At 51.1% G+C, this 18,558-nt stretch carries 17 protein-coding genes; 7 read left to right on the forward strand and 10 right to left on the reverse strand.

The window, feature by feature from the left end:
- The first annotated feature begins 714 nt into the window (after positions 1-714).
- Together BLW29_RS06550 and BLW29_RS06555 are read left to right on the forward strand one after the other, a co-directional pair.
- Positions 715-1,869 (forward strand): RluA family pseudouridine synthase, encoded by a 1,155-nt coding sequence (locus BLW29_RS06550; RefSeq protein ID WP_090977491.1) that lies wholly within the window; start codon positions 715-717, stop codon positions 1,867-1,869.
- A 16-nt stretch (positions 1,870-1,885) separates the two neighbouring features.
- Entirely contained in the window at positions 1,886-2,851 is a 966-nt protein-coding gene (locus BLW29_RS06555) for a helix-turn-helix transcriptional regulator (protein ID WP_090977493.1), read from the forward strand.
- On the opposite strand, the gene BLW29_RS06560 is transcribed toward BLW29_RS06555, so the two are convergent.
- Complete coding sequence (locus BLW29_RS06560) at positions 2,848-3,519, reverse strand: MBL fold metallo-hydrolase (RefSeq protein WP_090977495.1); 672 nt, start codon at positions 3,517-3,519, stop codon at positions 2,848-2,850. The genes BLW29_RS06555 and BLW29_RS06560 overlap by 4 nt on opposite strands.
- Positions 3,520-4,316: 797 nt before the next feature.
- Here BLW29_RS06560 and BLW29_RS06570 point away from each other — a divergent pair.
- Together BLW29_RS06570 and BLW29_RS06575 are read left to right on the forward strand one after the other, a co-directional pair.
- Positions 4,317-4,925 (forward strand): DUF2087 domain-containing protein, encoded by a 609-nt coding sequence (locus tag BLW29_RS06570; protein ID WP_090977805.1) that lies wholly within the window; start codon positions 4,317-4,319, stop codon positions 4,923-4,925.
- 34 nt (positions 4,926-4,959) lie between these two features.
- Positions 4,960-5,313 (forward strand): antibiotic biosynthesis monooxygenase family protein, encoded by a 354-nt coding sequence (locus BLW29_RS06575; protein ID WP_090977499.1) that lies wholly within the window; start codon positions 4,960-4,962, stop codon positions 5,311-5,313.
- Between the two features lie 72 nt (positions 5,314-5,385).
- Here BLW29_RS06575 and BLW29_RS06580 read toward each other — a convergent pair whose 3' ends face one another.
- The 3 genes from BLW29_RS06580 to BLW29_RS06590 all read right to left on the reverse strand — a co-directional run bounded on the left by BLW29_RS06580 (position 5,386) and on the right by BLW29_RS06590 (position 9,567).
- The gene (locus tag BLW29_RS06580; protein ID WP_090977501.1) at positions 5,386-6,885 is read right to left on the reverse strand and encodes an IMP dehydrogenase; all 1,500 of its coding nucleotides are present in this window, start codon (positions 6,883-6,885) and stop codon (positions 5,386-5,388) included.
- Between the two features lie 130 nt (positions 6,886-7,015).
- Positions 7,016-8,437 carry a S41 family peptidase gene (locus tag BLW29_RS06585; protein ID WP_256208407.1) on the reverse strand — a complete coding sequence of 474 codons (1,422 nt, stop codon included), beginning with the start codon at positions 8,435-8,437 and terminating at the stop codon, positions 7,016-7,018.
- 182 nt (positions 8,438-8,619) lie between these two features.
- Positions 8,620-9,567: an aldo/keto reductase gene (locus BLW29_RS06590; protein ID WP_371264684.1), complete on the reverse strand. Its 948-nt coding sequence runs from the start codon at positions 9,565-9,567 to the stop codon at positions 8,620-8,622.
- 115 nt (positions 9,568-9,682) lie between these two features.
- Between BLW29_RS06590 and BLW29_RS06595 the strand changes: the two genes are divergently transcribed.
- Complete coding sequence (locus BLW29_RS06595; protein ID WP_090977503.1) at positions 9,683-10,531, forward strand: helix-turn-helix transcriptional regulator; 849 nt, start codon at positions 9,683-9,685, stop codon at positions 10,529-10,531.
- 84 nt (positions 10,532-10,615) lie between these two features.
- Positions 10,616-11,416, forward strand: coding sequence for a Cof-type HAD-IIB family hydrolase (locus BLW29_RS06600; protein ID WP_090977505.1), 801 nt, complete (start codon positions 10,616-10,618; stop codon positions 11,414-11,416).
- A 66-nt stretch (positions 11,417-11,482) separates the two neighbouring features.
- On the opposite strand, the gene BLW29_RS06605 is transcribed toward BLW29_RS06600, so the two are convergent.
- Positions 11,483-12,571, reverse strand: coding sequence for a YeiH family protein (locus BLW29_RS06605; protein WP_090977507.1), 1,089 nt, complete (start codon positions 12,569-12,571; stop codon positions 11,483-11,485).
- 207 nt (positions 12,572-12,778) lie between these two features.
- Here BLW29_RS06605 and BLW29_RS06610 point away from each other — a divergent pair, with 207 nt between their 5' ends.
- Positions 12,779-13,891, forward strand: a complete 1,113-nt coding sequence (locus tag BLW29_RS06610; protein ID WP_090977509.1) for a PdaC/SigV domain-containing protein — start codon at positions 12,779-12,781, stop codon at positions 13,889-13,891.
- 68 nt (positions 13,892-13,959) lie between these two features.
- Here the strand turns inward: BLW29_RS06610 and BLW29_RS06615 are convergent, their stop codons facing one another.
- From BLW29_RS06615 to BLW29_RS06635, 5 genes are all read right to left on the reverse strand, one after another.
- The gene (locus BLW29_RS06615; RefSeq protein WP_090977512.1) at positions 13,960-15,021 is read right to left on the reverse strand and encodes a sulfate ABC transporter substrate-binding protein; all 1,062 of its coding nucleotides are present in this window, start codon (positions 15,019-15,021) and stop codon (positions 13,960-13,962) included.
- Positions 15,022-15,044: 23 nt separating this feature from the next.
- Positions 15,045-16,109 (reverse strand): sulfate/molybdate ABC transporter ATP-binding protein, encoded by a 1,065-nt coding sequence (locus BLW29_RS06620; RefSeq protein WP_090977514.1) that lies wholly within the window; start codon positions 16,107-16,109, stop codon positions 15,045-15,047.
- A gap of 3 nt (positions 16,110-16,112) precedes the next feature.
- The gene (locus BLW29_RS06625; RefSeq protein ID WP_090977517.1) at positions 16,113-16,910 is read right to left on the reverse strand and encodes a sulfate ABC transporter permease subunit; all 798 of its coding nucleotides are present in this window, start codon (positions 16,908-16,910) and stop codon (positions 16,113-16,115) included.
- On the reverse strand, positions 16,907-17,710 hold the full coding sequence (gene cysT / locus BLW29_RS06630) for a sulfate ABC transporter permease subunit CysT (RefSeq protein WP_371264686.1): 804 nt from the start codon (positions 17,708-17,710) through the stop codon (positions 16,907-16,909). The genes BLW29_RS06625 and cysT overlap by 4 nt, the downstream gene beginning before the upstream one ends.
- Positions 17,711-17,915: 205 nt before the next feature.
- Complete coding sequence (locus BLW29_RS06635; RefSeq protein ID WP_090977521.1) at positions 17,916-18,548, reverse strand: YigZ family protein; 633 nt, start codon at positions 18,546-18,548, stop codon at positions 17,916-17,918.
- Positions 18,549-18,558 lie beyond the last annotated feature (10 nt).

The raw sequence follows: 18,558 nt of genomic DNA on the forward strand, positions 1-18,558 counted from the left end.
AGTTTGGAGGCTGAGAGTTGGTTTTTCCTACTCTCAGCCTTATTTTTTCATGGTTTTGGAGGTGAGAGCCGCGTTTGGCGACTCTCAGCTACTGGAACGGTTGTTATGGGGTTAGTTTGGCTGAGAGTCGGTTTTTCCTACTCTCAGCCTAATTTTTTCATGGTTTTGGAGGTGAGAGTCGCGTTTGGCGTCTCTCAGTTTCCGGAACGGGAGTTATGGGTTAGTTTGGGCTGTTTAGATTGGTGAGAGTTCATTTTTGGCAATTGTGCCACTTCTTAAGCGGTATATCCTCTTATGTGCTCCACTTCGACCTCATTTTGATGTTATAAGAGGGATATCCTCTTACAGCTTCAAGAATGGATGAATTTACTCTAGTTTTGGCGATTGTGCCACTACTTTAGCGGTATATCCTCTTATGCGCCCTACTTCGACCCCATTTTGATGTTTTAAGCGGGATATTCTCTTACAGCTTCAAGAATGGATGAATTTACTCTAGTTTTGGTGATTGTGCCACTTCTTAAGCGGAATATCCTCTTAATGCTATCCGAAAGCAAGCCGCAACATACTAAACCTGCTCATACCAGTAACATTTCGAGCAACCTATACGCTCACCACACAAGTATCGCCCACACCGCCAACAATGACTTATTTGTATGACCGCGCTTCTTTCGGTATAGTAAAATGAATATACAATTCGTACTAGGAGCGTTATAGATGGATAATAAGCAACAACCACGATCACCTAAGCACAAAACGAATACCGGGAACAGGCAGTCCGCGGCATTCGGTAGATCCGAATCGGGAGCTTCCCGCGGCGCTTCCGCTTCGCGCGGCAAGCCCGGCTTCGCCGGCTCCGCTGCCGACTACCGCGGCGCTTCCGCTTCGCGCGGCAAGCCTGGCTTCGCCAGCTTCGCCGCCGGCTCCCGCGGCGCTTCCGCTCCGCGAGGCGCCGCCAAAGCAGCGCCGCGCCAAGCTGCGCCGGCGCCGAGCCGCAGCTACCCCGTGCAAGAAAACGCCGAGCTGCTGGCGTTCTTGCTCCAAACCGTCAAAGGCGAAGGCCGCAACGCCATTAAGGCGATGCTGAGCCGGGGGCAAATCGCGGTGGACGGCAAGACGCAGAAAGTGTTCAACTACGCGCTGAAGCCCGGACAAACCGTAACCGTGTCCAAAGAGCGCATCGTTGAGGCGCCTCCGCTGATTGGGCTGTCGATTCTTTATGAAGATGATGATCTCATCGTCGTTGTGAAGGAAGCGGGACTGCTGTCCATCGCCTCCGATCAAGAGTCGGAGCTGACCGCCTATCGCCAGCTAACTGCACATGTTCGCCTGACGGATCCAAACAATCGGATCTTCGTTGTCCATCGACTGGACCGCGATACTTCCGGCGTCATGATGTTCGCGAAGAGTGAACGCGTACAGCAAGAGCTTCAGCATACGTGGCAGGACACGGTAAAGGAACGTACGTACATCGCGCTTGTCGAAGGACAAGTCAAGAAGCAGGAAGGCACCATTTCGTCGTATCTCAAAGAAAGCAAGACGCTCAAAATGTACTCCACCTCCAATCCAACCGACGCCCAGCATGCCGTAACGCACTACAAAGTGCTGCAGAGCAATCGGAATTACTCCCTGCTCGAGGTATCGCTTGAAACCGGCCGCAAAAATCAAATCCGCGTCCACATGGAAGATATCGGGCATCCGATTGTCGGCGATAAGAAGTACGGCTCGAAATCCAGAGCCATTCCTCGCCTCGGTCTCCATGCGCGGCTCTTAGCTTTCTTGCATCCGTCGACAGGCAAACTTGTTCGCTTCGAGACCGATATTCCGAAGCTATTCTTGAATCCGTTCAAGGACGGCTTTATTCCCAAATAATAAGGAGGCAGCCACCTTGTCCAAAGCAGACAACATGCTGGCCATTCTGTGGCTGCTCAAAGCAAACAAACGCATGACCGCCAAGCAGCTGGCTGACTCCCTGGAAATGCACATCCGAACCGTATACCGCTACATCGATGCGCTCTGTGCGAGCGGCGTCCCGATTGTAGCCGACTCCGGCCATAATGGCGGGTACAGCCTGCTTGAGCATTTCAAGGAATCCCCGCTCTTCTTCGATCTGGAGGAGCAAAAGGCGCTCATCCATGCCGCACTCTTCGCACAGGAAGCGGGTTATCCCTACGGTGACGTGCTGAAACAAGCCGTTACCAAATTAAAACGCTACACCAATGAGGCGCAGCGCAGCGAGATTGAACGGCATATGATAGGGTTCGAGGTTGGTAATCCAACCGCTCCACAATCCAATATCGAGGGATTCCTTCAACAGCTGGAGCAGTCCGTCGCAAGCTGCACGACGCAGCATATGGTGTATCAGAAAGGCTACGGTCTGGACGAACAGGAGCGTTCAATCGACCCCTACGGCCTCGTGCATTGGAGAGGCAAATGGTACATGATCGCGCATTGCCATCTCCGGCAATCCACGCGGAGCTTCCGTGTGGACCGCATTACGGCGCTGAACGGTACGGACCACGTATTCGAACGTCCCGAGGCTTTCTCGGCACGTTCGTTTCTACTCCAGAATCTAAAACGACAACCCGAAGGTGACGTTCAGCTCACCTCTGTCGTCATTCAAGGCAACCTGCAAGCACTGAATGCACTAAGCGAAATTTGGTTGTTCAGTGACGCGCTCGTCAATCGTTCCGCCGATACCGCCCACTTTATGATAGAGGAGCATTTGCTTCAATCCTTCGTACCTTATCACCTGCTCAGCTTCGGAACTCGCATTCAAGTGCTGGAGCCGTTGCTGCTGCAGGATAAATTGGTCGAAATAGCCGGCAAGCTTCTTCAGCACCATTCCCGTTAATGCGCCCTGCTTGCAGCTTGGTACTCATCGAGCTGTGCAGCGGGCTGCATAACCGGTCCTCCATGACAAATCTCCAATCGTTTGGGCTTCAGCTTCCGTACGATCTCGCTGCTGCGAATCGCTTCTGCCATGTCTGCCGTAAACATCGCCATCGGCCTGCGCAAACGGCCTTTCTTCGAAGTAAACAGATCTCCCGCCAACAGCATGCCATCCTGCTCATGGAAATACACCACATGCCCAGGTGCATGACCCGGCGTATGATACACGCTCAAGCTGCCGACATTGGCAAGCTCCCCATTAACCTGCCCCAGCCGTTTGGCCAATCCTGCTTTGACTGTCTGCCCCGCTTTCTTGCGCCCCGGATAAGGCTTGCTTCCCTCCATATACGGAAATTCAACTTCATGCGCATAGACTTCGGCATCCGGGTATCGAGCCAATAATCCCGTAATCGCACCTACATGATCCGAATGCCCGTGAGTAAGCACAATACGCTTCAGCGGCCCCGCCTGCAATCCATCTATAAAAGAAATAATACCTTTCGTCATGAGCGGAATGCCCGCATCCACCAGCGTAACGCCATCCTCCTCGCGTACCACCCATACCCGGAAGGGGATGATCATCCATGTCCGTAAACACCATACATGCTCTGAAATTTGCTCGGTTTTCATACGCTATCCACTCCTATTCCATGATTATACACAGCTTCGTCAATTCATAACCAACGGTTACTAACCACTGGTTATAATATATGCTTCGTCTCCCGTTCTGTCAACATCATTTCTCCTAACTTCACAAAACGACATTTTTCGATATATGGAGGAATTGTAAAGAATCGCGAGAGAAGACGAGATAACATGCGGATTTTTTATCATATCGGCATTATTTTGATTTTTCTGAATATTTACATAATAGGCGAGTTGCCTGTACACTAAGGTCAGATCAAACAAGCAGCTCACCCCCAAGCCGAGAGGTTCGGGTAGAGACGAAAGCAGGTTGATCGAGAAGATCTCCACTTTCTGTGAGAGGGGATAGTCCATTGAAGAAGGTTAGCGAAGTATGTCCCTCAATGATTCGGGAAAGGAGTTATCCGGTATAATTGTTTTCGGGGCATGCGGGAAACAGTAAGCAATTGAATGACAATGGTCAGATCACCAAAAATCTAAGAATGAGGATCCATCAACAGTCAACTGTAAGAGCAAGATCAGTCCGAAATTTGATTAGCAACGGTTGTTGTTTGGAAATTAGAATGGAGTTGCAGTATCCAAATTGAATAGGAACGGTTCTTATCGATAGGGATTTCGGTTGTCATAGACAAGCGAAATCCCTATTATATTGCGTTCATGGCGAAACCGCGAATCCATACGATGCCTATTTTACATATTGCGGATTGACATGTTCATCTAATTAGATTATCTTCTAATTAGATGAACATCTAACATATATCGAAAGGCAGGCCACAGCCATGATGCAGCTTGATAAGATCGTCAACTATCATAAAGCACTCGCTGATCCTACTCGCATCCGTATGCTTATTTTGCTGGCGGAAGGTGAAATGACCGGACAACTGCTTGCGGAGAAGCTTTGCCTATCCCCCGCTACCATCACGCATCATGCCGCCAAACTACGGGCAGTCAGCCTCATTCACGAACGCCGCGACAAGAATGCGATTTTCTTCTCGCTGGATCATTATTTTCTAAGGCAATACGAAGGCTCGCTGCAAGCAATCCTTACGCAGCCTGCAATTAAGGAAACGAAGGAGATCGAACCTATGGACGAGAAGAACGAACGATTAAAACAATCCGTCCTGCGCAATTTCATCACTGCAGATGGTAAGCTTAAGCATATCCCCGCTCAACTGAAGAAGAAACGGATCGTGCTGGAGCATTTGGCGCAGAAACTGGAGGAAGGCAGAAGCTACACCGAGAAGGAGCTCAACGCATTTATCAAGCAGTTCCATCCCGACTTCGCCACCATTCGCCGCGAGTTTATCATGCATGCTTACTTGTACCGCGAGCAGGAAGTGTATGAGCGGAACCCGCAAGAAATGTGGGAACGCTGGGAAACGTTATCCTAATCCAATCGATTCTATTTGGGAGGTAGTACAACCGATGAGCAGCCATTCGAACGAGCATCAAGAGCCTTCCGGCATCGCCAAGACACCGGAGCCTCCTTATTACGCCGTCATCTTCTCCTCGCTCCGGACAGCCGGCGACAACGGCTACGGCGATATGGCAGAACAGATGAGCAAACTCGCATCCGTGCAGCCTGGTTTCCTTGGCGTTGAAAGCGCACGCGACAGCAATGGGCTCGGCATCACCGTTTCCTACTGGGAATCCTTGGATGCCATTAAGAATTGGAAAGCCAATCCTCGCCACCTGACCGCGCAGGATAAAGGCAGAACTGACTGGTACGCCTCCTACGGCGTGCGAATCAGCCGTGTGGAGCGTAATTATTTTTTCTAGTATTAACATGTAGCAAAGAAAAGGGCTGCCCGGCGAATCGTTGCAGATTCCATCCGAGCAGCCCTATTATAATTATTCTCCGGCAATGCTGTTTTCTTTCAAAATAACGTCATGCGCGCCGCCCTCAATAATGCTCGTCGCCGAAACCAGCGTAATCCGCGCATTCTGCTGCAGTTCTGGGATGGTAAGCGATCCGCAGTTGCACATGGTCGATTTGATTTTGTGAATCGTCTTGCTCAAGTTCTCGTGCAAGCTTCCCGCGTAAGGAACGTAAGAGTCTACGCCTTCCTCGAACATCAGGCCCGCTTTGCCGCCGGTGTCGTAACGCTCCCAGTTGCGCGCACGATTGGAGCCTTCGCCCCAGAACTCTTTTACAAAGTTGTTGCCGACCTTCAGCTTGCGAGTCGGGCTCTCATCGAAACGGGCAAAATAACGGCCCATCATAACGAAGTCCGCCCCCATCGCTAGCGCCAGCGTAATGTGATAGTCATGCACGATACCGCCATCCGAACAGATCGGCACATAGATGCCGGTTTGCTGGAAATACTCGTCGCGCGCTGCAGCAACCTCGATCATCGCCGAAGCTTGCCCGCGGCCAATCCCCTTCTGTTCTCGCGTAATGCAGATGGAACCGCCGCCGATACCGACTTTAATAAAGTCTGCGCCTGCTTCTACCAGATAGAGGAAACCTTCGCGGTCAACTACGTTACCTGCGCCGATCTTGACATCGGAGTTTGATTTCACGAAAGCAATCGTTTCCTTCTGCCATTCCGAATAGCCGTCGGAGGAATCGATAACAAGCACATCCACGCCAGCCGCGACAAGTGCAGGTACACGTTCCGTATAGTCTTTCGTATTAATACCCGCGCCTACGATATAACTCTTATTCGCATCCAGCAGCTCGGACGGGTTTTCTTTGTGCTCATCATAATCCTTACGGAAAACCAAATAATCCAAATTGCCCTGCTCGTCTACGACAGGCAAACAGTTCAGCTTGTGATCCCAGATGAGATCATTCGCTTCCGAAAGCGTAATCCCGGACTTGCCATAAATCAGCTTCGAGAACGGTGTCATGAACTCACTAACCGTCTTGGACTGCGGGTCACGGCTGATCCGATAATCACGGCCGGTTACTATGCCGACCAGCCTGCCTTTCGGTGAACCGTCGCTTGTAATCGCAACGGTGGAATGGCCGGTACGCTCTTTGAGCTCCAGCACATCCTTCAAGGTGTGCTCTGGCGTCAGGTTCGAGCGGCTGACAACGAAGCCCGCCTTGTAGCTCTTCGCTTTACGCACCATCTCCGCTTGGCTTTCCACAGATTGAGAGCCGAAGATAAACGAGATCCCCCCGCTTCGTGCAAGAGCAACAGCCATACGATCGTCGGATACAGCCTGCATTACAGCGGATGAGAACGGAATATTCAAGGAATAGGCCGGTTTCTCACCTTTCTTGAACTTCACGATCGGTGTTTTGAGACTTACGTTTGAAGGATTACAATCCTTCGTGGTCAAATTCGGCACCAGTAGAAATTCGCTAAAGGTGCGGGATGGTTCCATGTAATAATGAGCCAAAGATGTCGCCTCCTGCAATCCAATTCCGGATAAATTCTTACAAGCATATCACAGCGATCACAATCGCGCAATGGAAGTTGTCGTTCGACTTTACTCCAGTATTTCAACGACGATTTCGCCGAAAAGGTTGCTACTTGGCAGCTTGGAGCAAAGAAACCGCTTTGATAAGTTGTGGATCTTCGACCTCGAATTTACTCGTCACCTTCACCATCATACGGTAGGCGGTCTTATCATTCATCGCACCGGTTTGCGGCAGATCCTCACTCGCTTGGAAGCTGCGAACGGCTGAAGCTGTGTCTTCATCATAAATCCCTTTACCGGCTCCTACTGCATAACCGAGTACTTGCAGCATGCTCTGCACCGTCTGTACCTTGTCGCCATAATCGCCAATCCCCAGCTTCAATCCGGCTGCAAGACGTGGTAATTGTATATAATCCGGTGCTGCCACCGCATATTCCGGCACAATGCCTTTCTTATGAATCCATTGTCCATCCGGTGAACGCCACTGCGCCTCCGTCAGCTTAAGCACAGAACCATCCTTCAATTGACGGAAGTTCTGCACGATCCCTTTGCCGAAGGTTTTCTGCCCTACGACTTTGGCACCCGCAGTTGTTTTAAGCGCTGCAGTCAGCACCTCGGCAGAGCTTGCCGTATGAGCATCCACCAGAATCGCAATCGGCAGCTTCCATGGTTCTTTCTGACTTGATGTATGTGTAATAACGCGTGTCTCGCCCTTATACACGACCTGTACGATTGTTTTCCCTTTCGGAACAAACCGATTAGCAATCGTAATGGTCGGCTCCAGCAACCCGCCCGGGTTACCGCGCAGATCGAGCAGAAGCGACTTCATTCCTTTCTTCTGCAGTGCTTCAGTGGCAGCATTAAATTCATCCGAGGTCTTCTCGGCAAACCGGCTGATGGTAATTTCACCTATTCCGTCTGACAACATCTTCGAAGTAACCGTGAGCACCGGAACGGCACCGCGCACAACAGATATAGCGAGCGGTTTGTTTGAGCTCTCACGCTCTACCGTCAGCTTAGCAGTCGTTCCTTCTTTGCCTTGCACAAGCTCCTTCAGCTTCGTTAAGTCGAGTCCCTTAGCCGATGTGCCGTCGATCGAGACAAACACGTCGCCGGCCTTCAAGCCCGACTTCTCCGCCGGAGCGCTCTTAATCAATTTATCGATAATAAACCGGCCATCTTCCTCACGAATTTCAACGCCGATCCCGACAAAATGGTCCTCATACGAGCTTATGTACTGCTCCCCACGATCTCCCGTTAAGTAGACCGAATAAGGATCGCCAAGCGAGCCGACCATGCCTTCCGCAGCACCGTCGATGAGTGCCTTCGAATCCGCGCCTTCCAAGTAACGATTCATGATTTCTTTATACGCGTAAGATAAATTGCGGAATGCGGGCTCCTTCATAATGGGGTATTGAAGCATCATACTGAACCTTCCCCCTGCAAATCCGACCACTACCGCCACTGTCAGCAGCACAGCCATGGAAACGCGCCGCCGCTGTTTTACCGCTTTCTCACCATAAATACTCACCTAGACACCTCTTCCAAAATGAACCTGTAACTCACTCTATCGCATTCGAGCGGCTGTCGCAAGTTCCGCCCAGTTCAAGCAAAAAGACGTTCCCGCGCACATGAAACAGACCTCGTCGCTGCATGGCTGCAGCAGTCTGTTCGTGCAAGGGAACGCCCTTGAATTTCAGGTATGTTGGTTGGCTACAGCGCCGCTTTCTCTGTAAGCAGGTTCAGCCAATCGCGCTCGGCATCAGTCAGCGTAACCGGCAATGCCTTGAGGCTGTCATGCAGCTCGCTTGGTTTATGCGGTCCGATGATAGCTGCAACCGGGAATGGCTGATTCAATACATAGGCCAGTGCGATGTGGTTAGCGGTTACGCCGTATTTCTCCGCCAGCAGCGTCGCCCTGCGCTTACGCTCCCAGTTATCGGCGCTGTAATTGACGCGAACCATCTCGGCATCCTCGCGATTATCTTCCGAATAGCGGTCCGTGAAGAACCCGCCGGATTGCGAAGACCAAGATAAGATCGGCAGCTGCGATTGCTCATGCCATGCTTCGTCCTCTGCCGTTGTCGTTACGCAGCCTGCCCAGCGCGCCTCATTAGGTCGTGCCAGCGCCAAGTTCGGACTGCTGCAAGCAAAGCCTGTCATCCCGTGTTTGGCTGCATAGTTGTTAGCCTCTTGAATGCGTGCCACGCTCCAGTTCGATGCGCCGATTGCACGGCAGCGACCGGCTGCCAGCTGATCGTTGAGTCCCTCAAGAATGTATCCGACGTTCACGTTAGGATCGTCGCGATGAAGCATGTACATATCCATGTAATCCGTTTGCAGCCGCTCAAGCGACTCCACCAAATCGCTTTGAATGCAGGTTTTGGTCATTCGGGATTGCTCATAGGGATGCGCGCCTTTCCCGACGATGACGATTTCGCTGCGGTTCCCCCGATCTGCCATCCATTGTCCGATTGCCTGTGCCGAGCTCGCGCCGTAAATATGTCCGGTATCAATAGCGTTGCCTCCGGCAGCGACATATGCATCAAGCAGCTCAGCGGAATAATCCATTCGATTAATATCAAGCATCATTGAGCCTTGTATGAGCTGCGTAACACCTTGCTCAATGCCTGCAATTGCGATTCGTTTCATAGTCGTCATCCATCTGCGCTCCTTCATATCGTTATATTGATCATTATAGTAAAGGAATTCACTTTCAAAAATCGAAATATATTGCATAGACTACAACGATATTGCTCATAAGAGGAGTGCACCAATGGCTAAGCAACATTTGACGCTGCCGCTGCTGCGGAGGAATAGGTTCTATTGCTTTCCGGAGTCAGCCGGCTATTACGAGCATAATGAAGGGCATGATGTGCGCCGATCGGCAGGCATGCTGCAGGAATTCAACCTGCATCTGGTTACCGCTGGCCATGGTTATGTCGAGCATGACGGGCAGCGCCACGAGCTGAGTGCAGGTGATGCCTTTCTTTATTTCCCGGGCGATAAACAGGCGTATTTCGCCGATGATGATCATCCATGGGATTTCAAGTGGATTCATTTCTACGGCAGCGGCATCCTCGCTGATCTGACCGAAAGGGGCTTCCACCGTTCAATCGGATGGCGAGTACGCTCTCCGTTAGTGCTCGAGAGCTTAATCGATGAGCTGCTTAGTGAAATCAATCAGCACAAAATGCTGCATCCCAGCCGCATCTCCATGCTCATGTACGGCATTATTGCCGAATTCATCGAGCAGGCCGAGCCTATTACGGCACCTAGTGCCGGTGCATCCGCGATTGAACGAATGCTCAAGCTTCTGCCTGAGCTGCAAGCGGCGGCAGCCGAGCCCTTCGATCTTGACGAGTGGGCAGCACGCGCGGGAACGAATCGATTTGCTTTCTGCAGGTGGTTCCGCCGCGCCGCCGGTCAAACGCCGCTCGAATTCGTGACGATGTGCCGCATTCAGCGGGCTAAGCAGCTGCTCGTCGAACAACAGGACCTCAGTGTGAATGAGGTAGCGAGGTTGTCGGGTTACGTTCATCCGAGTTATTTTAACAAGCGCTTTCAAGAAAGCGAGAACATGACGCCGACTTCCTATCGTCAGCAATTTACAATGTCGACATAAGGGTTAGGGTTGTTCCTGCCTCTGATTTCCGCTACAATCAATGAAAATGCGTTATCCCAGATAGAGAAGGAGCAGAGAGAACTCATGTATAAATTAATTGCCATTGATATCGATGACACCCTCTTGACCGATGAACATACGGTTACACCGGGAACGAAGGAAGCACTGACAGCAGCGATGGAGCAAGGCGTGTTCGTTACGTTGGCGACAGGCCGCATGTTCCCGTCCGCGAAGAAGATCGCTCATCAAATTGCGCTGAATGTTCCCATCATCACGTACCAAGGCTCCAGTGTCAAAACATTGCTCGATGAGCAAGTGCTTTATGAGCGATTCGTTCCACAGACTGCTGCAGAGCTGCTAATGCAATACTGCGAGGAGCATAACATCCACGTGCAGCTGTATACGGATGATGTTATTTATGTCAAAGAAGATAATCAGAAAGCGCGCGACTACTCGAAGCTTGCGAACATTCCATTCGTAGTAGAGCCGGATCTGAAGACGCTGATCAAACGCCCGACAGCCAAAATGCTGATGATCGACGATCCAGCTCGCCTCGATGAAGTTGCCGCAGATCTTGCTCCATTAATCGGCGATCAAGCACATATTACGAAATCCAAGCCGCACTTCCTGGAAGTTACCCACAAGGAAGGTACGAAAGGGCATGCGATCGCGTTTATGGCGCAGCATATCGGCTGCTCGCTGGATGAAGTCATCGCAATCGGCGACTCTTGGAATGACCACGAGATGATCGAAACAGCCGGACTTGGCGTAGCGATGGGCAATGCCGTGCAGAAGCTGAAGGATATCGCGCAATATGTAACGAAAACCAACAATGATGAAGGCGTACGCCATGTCATCGAGAAATTCATTCTTCAAACCGTATAAACAGGAAGAGCTGCACCAACAGTCGATTTACTACCGACTGTGACGGTGCAGCTCTTTTTTGCTACATCAGATGGTGAAATAAGTGCCCGCAGCGAGCAGTACAGAAGCGATGAACATGGCCGCGAGAGGCTTCACAATTACCTTGCCGCTTCCGCGTAAATCTACGTTGAGTCCCAGCGCTACCATCGCCATGGTCAACAAGAAGGTGGTTACCTTGGTAACGGCATTCATGACCTCCGGCGCTTCGTGGATAAAACTCTGTCCGGCAGCGGTGCTGCCAAGCGCACTTAGCGCCAGAAAACCAAGCAGGAACCATGGAAGCTGCAGCTTAGCAGCTTGATGAATAGCAGCTTCCTCTCCAGGTGCCTGCTGCTTTAAGCGCCGCAGCTTGCGCTGCCGCCTGTACCGCTGCGCAAGAATAAGCACAAGACTTAGCGGCACAAGCAGGAATACACGGCCGAGCTTCGCGAGCAGTGCACCTGCGAGCGCATCTTCTCCGGCTGGCGCAGCCGCCAATGCAACATGCGCGATTTCATGCAGACTCGTTCCGGACCAGATGCCGTACTGCAGCTCCGTCAGCGCAAGCACGGGACGAAGCATCGTGTAGCCGACTGCGAATACCGTCCCTGCAAGCGCGATAAGGCCGACGCTTACGGCTGTGTCATCCTCCTTGCTGCGCAAGATCGGCGATACGGCTGCAATAGCCGCCGCGCCGCAGATCGCGGTGCCAATGCCAAGCAGCAGCGACAGCTTCTGATCCGCCTTCATCAGCTTAGCCAGCAGCAGGGTACAGCCTATGGCGAATACGGCAGCAGCGATATCCCGAATGAGCAGTGCCGGTCCATCTTGGAAAATTTGTAGCACATTAAGCTTGATCCCGTAGAGGATGATGGCGAGTCTGAGTAAGCTTTTTCCCGAGATTGTGATTCCTGCGCGTAGAGCCTCCGGATAACCCCACACCTGTCGATAAATGACCGCAAGCATAATGGCACATGCCATCTGCCCTACGTAATGGAGAACCGGCAGCTGTGATAAGCCATATCCCGCAGCCGCCAATAGAAGGGTAAATCCGATTCCGCCTGCTTTCTTGCCGCTTGAAGAGTTGAGGCTTGCTATATAGGAACCAATCGGTTTTATGGTCTGCTGGAGCGTCATAGCCGCCTTGCCACCTCCGTGTCTCGTTGTTGATTTTCATTATACGTGGCAGCAGTTGATAAGAGAAATCAATCATTATGATGAAAAGAATAAAGGATTGTTATGTTGGTCCTTTAGAAATATCGTCGTTACTATTTTGTCACTCCTAATTGGATCATGCCCGTTATACTGAGGTCCTAGCCTACAACAACCCTGGAGGGATTATTCATGTTCAACATACAACAACCATTTAAGCGGATTACCGCAATCGGAGCCGTAAGCTCACTTCTTCTTACTCTTTCTGCACCGCTAGCCTTCGCGGATCAAGCCGTCGCACCAGTAACTACTCAAGCGGAAGTTAGCATTCAAGCCGGTGCTGTTCAACTGACTTCCAAGACAATCAGCGACAAAAACGACTATTATGAGTCCGAGCTTACGATCCCCGTCATCAGCGGGATGCAAGATAAGAACTACCAGAACACGCTCAATGCTAACCTTGCGGCCCGTGCACATGCAGAGCTTGAGAAGCTGAAGAAACAGGCCAAAGACGATGCAGCAGCTTCAGTCGGTGTTTACGAATTCAGACCGTATATGTTTAAAGTCAGCTATGAACGGATTACCGATGGCAGCACAGGCGCAGGTGGCGTCCTATCCTTCAAAATGATTACCTCTGCCTATACCGGCGGCGCTCACGGCTGGACACGCATCGACACTTACAATGTCCGCAATGAAGCGAAAGCTTCCGCCGTGAAACTTAAAGAACTATTCGGCGAAGGCTATAAAACCATTCTCAATAAAGTGGTTAACGCTGAAATAGCCGCACATTCGGATATTTATTTCCCAGATACCTTCAAATCGATCGCAGACAACCAGCCCTTCTACATCAAGAATGGCAAAGCCTTTCTCGTCTTCCAGCAATATGAGATCGCGCCTTATGCAGCAGGTATTCGGGAAATCGATGCGGTCATTCCGGGGAGCAAACCAGCTGCAGCCGTTCCGGGCAATCTCAGTTCCTTGTCCCTAAAAATCGGTGGCAAAACCATCTCCGGCGCTCACCTCTTCGTTGGCAAGAATGGCATCGCAATGGCTCCGCTTCGCGCCATTTCGGCACAATTAGGCTATGCGCTTAGTTGGAATGCGGGCTGGATCGATGTAGATAAAGGTAATCAGAATGTCTCTCTGCAAGTTGGCAAAGACAACTATGCCACAGCTACTGCCCAAGTTACGCTTGGTGCCGTACCTATCATGAAAGACAATACGCTCTACGTGCCGTTGTCTTTCTTCTCCAAAGTGCTGAAAGTTACAGTTGCCTACTCGAAGGATGCCGTAGTCATCGGCTAAATCGAATTGAAGTCACAAAAAAAGCTCCCTGCAGCAGGGAGCTTTTACTATTTTCAACCATAAGATCGTTAAATACCAGCCAACACTTGATACCATACGCCTTTCGGTGAATAGAGCTTCTCGCGAACTTCAGCCCATCCTCCCAAGTAGCTGATATCAAACAAATCCTCAGGGGTCTTATAGTTGCCTTTGACCTCTTCCATGACCTTGTCATTCACCGGTCGGAAGCCGTTGTCCGCGAAGATACGCTGCGCTTCCTCCGTGTACAAATAGGCGAGCAGCGCTTCAGCCGCTTTACGAGTGCCGTGCTTATCGACGTTCTTATCGACAATCGCAGCCGGATTCTCAATCAGAATGGTTGATTTCGGTACGATTACCTCATACGGAACGCCTTTCTTGATTCGCGCCAGCAGCTCGTTCTCATAGGTGATGATGACATCGCCTACCCCATATTCAAAAGCAGCCATCGATGCACGGCCGCTCTTATCCAGCGACTCTACGTTATGATGGATCCGTTCCAGAAAAGCCTTAGCATACGCCGGATCTTTCTGTCCTGTCTTCGCTTCCGACTCCTTCAGTCCCGCACCGTACATCGCATTGATATCCCATTGCGCGCCGCCGGAGGTTTTCGGATTCGGGTATAGAATCTTCACGCCTTTACGGGTGAGATCCTCCCAATCATGAATGCCTTTGGGATTGCCCTCACGCGTGCCCATCACTGCGATAGAGCGTGTAATCATCCCGCCGTTACCGACTTTCCGCCAGTCGCTCGTAATGAAGCCTGCCTTCTGAATCTTATCGATATCGCTTTCCATCGCAAGAGCCGCTATATCCGCTTCGAATCCGCCTGCAATTGCACGAGCTTGGGTACCGGATGCTTCATACGATTCCTGGAAGGCAATCGTCTGCCCGGTCTCTTCCTTCCAATGCGCTGCAAACTTCGGTAATAGGATATCGAATGCATCCTTAGCCACGGAGTAAGCACCGATGACGAGCGTGAGATCACCTTGTGCTGCAGTAGGCTCGGCGCTATTCGTATTCGACGTCCCGCACGCTGCTGTGAAGAGAAGCGAGGATGTCATAAGCGCGGTCACTGCAATGCGCCAACCTTTTGTTAGGAATGATTTCATTGTGTACACAACGCTTTCTTAAGTTAAATATGCATCGGCATCGGATCTTCTTTGAGTTTGTTCTCCATAATCCACGTGTCGTTGTCGTTAAACAGATAGGCGCGGTGAATCATGACACTGATCTCTTCGCCCGGCTGCAGCACATCCTTCTCAAGCGAACGATACGTAATTAATTTAATGTCGCCGACCTCAACCTCAACCATCCATTCGCTTCCGCGGAAATGCAGATGCTTCACTTTACCTTGTACCGTTGCGGACGGAAGACGGAATTCATGGCGCTTGCCGATCTCAATATACTCGGGACGAATGAGTGCTTTAGTACCCGGCCAGTTCTTTGCTTCTTCGAAGCCTTTAAGCTTCTCCACTTTATCGACGATCGTGGACTCCCCGATGAAGCTGGCCACGAATTGAGTTTGCGGGCTTTTATAAATATCCCAAGGCGTACCCTTCTGTTCCAGGCGGCCTTTATTAATAATCATGATTTCGTCGGCTACTTCGATCGCTTCATCCTGATCATGCGTAACGAAAATCGACGTAATCCCAAGACGCTCAATCATTTCCTTCAGCCATGTCCGAAGCTCATGACGAATCTTCGCATCAATCGCCGCAAACGGCTCATCCAGCAGCAGCAGCTGCGGCTGCGGTGCAAGCGCCCGGGCAAAAGCTACACGCTGGCGTTGACCGCCGGAGAGCTGATGCGGATAACGATGCTCGAAGCCCTTCAGGCCGGTAAGCTCAAGCAGCGACATAACGCGCTCGCGGATCGCATCCTTAGGCTCCTTCTTGACCTTCAAGCCGAACGCGACATTATCATAGACCGTCATATGTTTGAACAGAGCATAGTTCTGGAATACAAACCCGATTCCGCGTTCCTGCGGCGGCAGGTCATTGACCCGTTTGCCATGAAACACGATATCGCCGGAGGTTGGTGTCTCCAGCCCCGCAAGCATGCGGAGAATCGACGTTTTGCCGCCGCCGCTTGGTCCGAGCAGACCGATCAATTGACCTTTGGCAATATCGAAGCTAACATCATTGACCGCTTGAAAATCGCCGAACTGTTTATTTAAACCGCGCACCTCGATATGCATCGCTTAATGCACTTCCTTTCTCTTCTTCGCCCATTCCATAAGCAGCAGCAATCCGACAGAGAATGCAGCCAGTACAAGCGCCACGCTGCTCGCCGCGATCACATTGAAATTCTCGACATCCTGATATACGAGCGTTGTCGCCGTTTGCGTCTTGTTCATGATATTGCCTGAGACAACCAGTACGGCACCAAATTCGCCGAGCGATCTTGCGACGGTCAACACAACCCCATAGATGACGCCCCAGCGAATCGACGGCCAGGTCACCTTCCAGAAGGTGTACCACGAGTAAGCGCCAAGCGTAGATGCCGCTTCTTCCTGCTGAGAGCCGATTTCCTGCAGCACCGGCATAACTTCACGCACCATAAGCGGGAACGTCACGAAGAGCGTAGCAAGGATCATACCGGGCAATGCATAGACTACTTTAAAGCCGATATCTTCGAAGAATGTACCGATTACCGAGCTCGGACCGAGCATCAGAACGATCATCAATCCACCGATGACAGGCGAAACCGCAAACGGCAAATCAACAATACTGTTCATCAGCCCTTTGAGCCGCTTGCTAAGCCACGTGCCTCTAACGAGATAGAGGGCAAGCATAACGCCGAACAGCGTATTTAGGAGCGTTACGACGACAACGATCAAGCCGGTCATCATAAGCGCATGTAAGGATTGCTTGCGTGTCAGCGCCTCTGCGAAGCCGCTCCAGCCATCTCCCCAGGAGCCGGTAAAAATCTTCACGAGCGGAGCAATGAGCAGAATCAGAAACACCAGATAGGTTAACGTAATCCATAGCTTTCTCATTTGCCGTGCCTCCTCGATTGGACGAAGTTAACCGCCCACAGAATGAGGAACGACAGTGTCAGCAGCATAACGGAAACGGCCGCAGCCCCCTGCACGTTATCGCTTTCAATTTCACCGAAAATATAAACAGCCGCGATCAGTGTTTTTCCCGGAATGTTGCCTGCCACGAGTACGACAGCTCCGAATTCTGCGAGTGCTCTCGAGAAAGCCAGCATCGCTCCGCTAATAATACCCGGAAGCATGGAAGGGAATATCACTTGAAAGAAGGTCCTCGCCCTCGATGCGCCAAGCGTATACGAGGCTTCTTCTTCCGATTTGTCGAGCTCTTCAAGCAAGGGCTGAACGCCGCGAATGACGAAGGGAAACGTCACGAATACCATCGCTATTATGATAGCGGGTTCATGAAATACGATCTGAAATCCGAGCTTGTCGGCGATTCCGCCTGCGAAGCTGTTCGGACCCAAGAGCAGCAATATCATCAAGCCACCGACAGCCGTCGGCAGCGCAAATGGCAAATCTACTAAACTATTAAGTATTCTTCGCCCCGGAAACCGATAACGAATCAATACCCATCCAATCATCGTGCCAAGAAATACGTTGATAAGTGCAGCTATTACGGAGAGTTTAACGGTAAGCAGCACGGCCTTCCATGCCAATGGGTCTGTGATGCTGTCCCAGAAAGGCTGCAGGCCAAGCTCAAAGGATTGCGAGTAGATTCCTATAATCGGCAAAACAATCAGCAATACAAAATAAAGCATAATGGTGCTGCGGAAGCCAAAGCTCCACAAGCGGCTGCGCATGATGATATTCAAGCTGACTTACCCCCTGACACTTTCCTTGAGGAATCGTTGTAGTGGTTTAATCCCCATCAAACTACTTGGTATTAAATGTAGCAGACAGAGGCGCGTCTAGTCAATCCTAATTATTCTTCATTCAGCCCGGTGATGAAGTGCAGGAATAAGAAAACTCCCCGGCACAGGTTGGTCCGGGGAGCTGCTAATTGCGTTATTCGCCTTCAATGTAGTACTTCTCTTCACCAAGAGAGAGTACGGCTTGTCCTTGCGTGACGTCGGTTATCCACGCGCTGAATCGCTCTGCCTCCGGCGCTTCCGGCAGACACGTGATGACGACACGGTCGGTGAATTCGGTCCCGCCAATTCGCACATGACGGGCATGGAATTCATTTTCGAGCTTGCCATACCATGTATAATCGACATCGACGATTACCTCGCGATGCAGAATATTCACAATGGGCTCGGCCGCTTCAATTGCCGCGACGGCACCGTCCGTATAGGCGCGAATAAGGCCGCCTGCACCGAGCATGATGCCTCCGAAATAACGAGTCACGACAATGACAACATTCTTGAGGCCATGATGTTTAATCACTTCCAGAATCGGTTTGCCGGCCGTACCGCTTGGCTCCCCATCATCGGATTGCTTCTGGATTTCATCGCGTTCACCGATGACGTAAGCCGAACAATTATGAGACGCGTTCCAGTGAAGCTTCTTCAGCTCTTCAATGTACGCGATCGCTTCTGCCTCTGAAGTGACCGGCTTGCCATAACCGATGAAACGCGATTTCTTAATCACGATTTCTTTGCTGGCCTGCTGACGCAGCGTTTTGTATCTGGGCTGCATGGCGAGTAGA

Origin of the sequence: Paenibacillus sp. CF384 (assembly GCF_900106745.1) — a bacterium.
In the GTDB taxonomy this organism is placed as follows: Bacteria; Bacillota; Bacilli; order Paenibacillales; family Paenibacillaceae; genus Paenibacillus_Z.